Annotated in this window: 3 protein-coding genes; all 3 read left to right on the top strand. The window is 60.0% G+C overall.

Features of this window, described 5'->3' with window-relative positions; all coding sequences use genetic code 11:
- On the top strand, positions 1–193 hold a 193-nt coding region (locus ACILRA_RS21095), incomplete at its 5' end, for a hypothetical protein (RefSeq protein ID WP_395664015.1).
- Positions 194–428: 235 nt separating this feature from the next.
- Positions 429–2,567 carry a sulfatase-like hydrolase/transferase gene (locus tag ACILRA_RS21090; RefSeq protein ID WP_395664014.1) on the top strand — a complete coding sequence of 713 codons (2,139 nt, stop codon included), beginning with the start codon at positions 429–431 and terminating at the stop codon, positions 2,565–2,567.
- A 479-nt stretch (positions 2,568–3,046) separates the two neighbouring features.
- A complete protein-coding gene (locus ACILRA_RS21085) occupies positions 3,047–3,643 on the top strand; it encodes a hypothetical protein (protein ID WP_395664013.1) in 597 nt (198 codons plus the stop codon).
- The last annotated feature ends 57 nt before the right edge of the window (positions 3,644–3,700 follow it).

Below are 3,700 nucleotides of genomic sequence, written 5' to 3'. Positions count from 1 at the left end.
ATCGCCGCATTCGGCGGCCTTCTCGTATTGGCTGCTTCGTCCGGCTTGTCGCATCATCGGTCAAGTGATGTGGAACGTTCTCGGAGGCGATGAGGATTGTCCTGTGGTGCCGGATGTGATCCACTCCACAGTCGAGGAACTCAACATCCGAAAATCAGTAATCCCGTTGTCCAAGCCACGAATCTCTGCTTAGTTAGCTTCCGACATTTGGAGTTTTGTGAGATTATAGCATCGGTAATCGATGCCGTGGGGGAGCTGCAAAAGTGATCATAAATTCCAGACCGCTGGCTTGCTTCGTTTTTTCGCTTCTTTCCTTATGCGGGATCGAGCTTGCAGCTGCAACCCGCGTTCATGCGGAGCCCCCGCCCCAGCTCCGGGGCACCCCCCTGGCGACGCCTCCCGCCATAGATCAGTTCCTGAATCAGGCTATGGGCATTGGTACGAGCGGCGAAACGCGCGCCAGGCCGAATGTTCTCCTGCTGCTGACCGATGATATCGGCATCGACCAGGTGCCGCTCTATGGCTACGGAGTCGGGCTCGACTCCGTGCCGCCGACGCCCACGCTCAAATCCCTGCAGGACGTGGGGCTCACGTTCCGTGACGCATGGACCATGCCGGCCTGCTCCACCGCACGTGGCGCGCTGTTCACGGGCCGCTACCCGTTCCGCACGCAGTTGCAGGCGGCGCTCGGGCCGTCCGACCTGGCGAACTCCATGATCTCTCCCTGGGAAGTCACGATACCGAAGCTCATGTCGCGGGCCGGCTACGCTACGGCCCTGTTCGGCAAGTTTCACCTCGGGCTCCAGGGCAACAACCCCTATGGACTGGGAATGGTCCATCAGCTCGGCTGGGACTACTTCAACGGCTGGCTCGACGAAACGGGCGATCCCTCGTCGATCGATGTGACGGCCGGCGGCGTGGCGGATCCTGATACGACCTATCCGAATGGCTATGTCCCCGGTTCTAATTTCGGCGGTGCTGACGCCGGTGCCTGCTATGATCCCGGGACATCGTGCACCTACCTCCAGTCGGAGGTGAATTCCAAGAACCCGGCCGGGCGCCAGTGTCGCGACAGTGGCGGTATCTTCGATCCGGACAAGGCCTGCACCACGCCGCGGCCGGACTATCTGAAGTTCGGGAACCTGTCGGCGCATTATGTCTCGCCGCTGGTAATCAGCGAAGGCCGCCTGGTCTACGCCGTACCTGCGAGGAACAAGGCCGCCCGCACCTTCCGCAACGTCCAGCAGACCGATGCCGCAATTGCCTGGATCAAGCGGCAGCAGAGAGCCCGAAAGCCCTGGTTCGCCACGATGTCAACGGCAACCGTGCATACGCCCCTGCAGGTGCCACCTTACGATATCGTGCCGCTCTCCGCGCCGGACCCGAATGGCGTCGATCCCTCGACATCCGAAGGCGCCATCATCATCGCCAACCAGATGATCCAGGCCGCGGACCATGAGTTCGCCCGCCTACTTCTCAGCACCGGGCTCGCCCGGAAATCCGGCGGAAAAGTGGTGCCCACGCTAGAAGCCGCCAACACCGTGATCATCTACGTGAATGACAATGGTTCGCTGGGCTCGCAGGTTCGCGCGCCCTTCGATCCCTTCCGGGCCAAGGGCACGCCCTACCAGACCGGCGTGCTGACGCCCATGGTGGTGGCCGGCCCCATCGTGAAGACAAGGCCGGGGCGGGAAGTGTCCGCCATGGTGAATGTCGCCGATCTCTATGAACTCATCGGCAACATCGGCGGCATCGATGTGCGCAGGTTCAACCCGCGGAAGATCGACTCGGTCACGATGCTCCCCTACTTCCGTAATCCCAACGCCCGCAGCATCAGGAAGTACAGCTTCACGCTGGTCGGCCCCAACCTGCAGGCTGAGGGGGGTGCGAACGGGCCTTGCCAGTTCCCCGGCACCAATCCGCCGTCCTGCTCGCAGATCCCCGTGACGAAGGGCGTCTGCGAAGACAATGGCGGCACGTGGTTTGGGGTCGGGGCAGATGCCAGCTACCCCACTCCCGATGAACTCAACACGACACCCATCCCCTCTGCGGGCATCGAGTCTTGCTGCAAGGTTCAGAAATGGATCGCGGATAATGGCGGCACGCCGGGCACGGTTGTCCCGACCACGGGCATCGCCGTCCGCGACACGGAAGGCTACAAGCTGGTTCGCAATCTGCTGAACGATTATGACCCGTCCAGCCCCGACGGATGCAAGCCGACGCAGTTCGATGAACTGTACGTCGTCAACCAGGAAACACCCGTTCCCCGCATCGACACGCCCGGACGGCTGATCGAGACCCCCTACACTTCCTATGCGGACCGCATCAAATTCGAGACGCTCTCGACCTACATGGACAACATGCTCGCGTCGGAGCCGGACTGCCTCTCCATGGGTGACGGCAACGACGACGGCGTCGTCAACCGTGAGGACTTGGCCAACTTCAGGCGGATGGTGAAGCTGACATCCGGCTCAAGCTGGTATGACGTCAACACCGATGGTGTGACCGATGACGCAGACCGTCAGATCATCTACGACAATCAGGGGCTCACGTGCGGCACAGATTGACGCCCTGCTAGCCGTGCGGCGCTACCTGCCATAGCCGCTGGTTTTCGTGACGCTGTGCGCCCCGAGGACGGCCTCGAGCTTCGGCCGGGCGACACCGCGGAGGCGAACTTGTCGATGGGCGGGGACTCCGTGGGCATGGTTCGTGTTGGCCAGTTTCAAAAGAGAGAAAGATGCTCCAGAAGTCGCGCTCAAGGAACTCCGTGCGGCGTTCGCAGAAGCAGCCGCAGATCAGGTGGCGGGATACGCCGGTAACGCCGGCGCTGCGCCCCGGAGGAACGGATGACGGTTGCTGGCGACACCCCGGTTTGTGCCGCGATATTCTTACCCGTGAAGCGGCGGCGGAGGAGGACAATGACTTGACGGGGGCGCGATCAGTTCGAAATGTGTTTCTGCCTTCTTCAACTATCTTTACACCCCAGTAATCGATCACTATGAGACCGACGATTTTTTGCTGTTGTCGAAGCGTCAGGGATCAAGAAATGTCGATCATGCCTATGAGTGCTATCAAAAAACTCTTATTTATAGCCTTGATTTCAACCGCTGCATTTGTGGGATTTCATGACCTCTCTGTTCATGCGCAGACACCGCGACTTCGCGAAAGATTGGTTCAAGCCTTTCCGGCAATTGAACTGACAATGAAAGAGTCGACCGGGCGAGCTGCAATCGACAGGCTCGGGACCCGGCTCCCTGCAGTCGCTGATTGGTATGGAAAGACAGCGCAGCAACTGCGTAACGAACTGCTCTCTGACCGGCGCATGCGCGTCGACGGCAAGGGGCGCATCTTTTTCGTCGAAGAAATCGATGGGCAGCTGGCTGCCAGCACGCCACCAGCCACACAACAGGGCGTTCTGGATGGAGAGCTGGCTCCGCTGGACCAGAGCTTCCTTCTGCACTCAAAGCTTGGTTCGCAGAAGACGATCTATCTAAATTTTGTTGGCGCCACTCTCACAAAAAAAGCTTGGAATTGGATACTCAACAGAGCCGAAATCATTGCGCCGCCGTTCGACCTAGTGGATTGGCCGGGACAAAAGAGTCCGATTGAAGGTTCCCAACGGCTTGTTGACGTGCGAATCTGAAAGGATGCGCAATGGTATCAGTTTCACCGTTTCCGCCGCCGACTGTCAGCGTCTGCG

Source organism: Aestuariivirga sp., assembly GCF_044239095.1.
In the GTDB taxonomy this organism is placed as follows: domain Bacteria; phylum Pseudomonadota; class Alphaproteobacteria; order Rhizobiales; family Aestuariivirgaceae; genus Aestuariivirga.
Note: the sequence above shows the minus strand (reverse complement) of the source record. Positions and strands in the feature narration are given on the sequence as shown.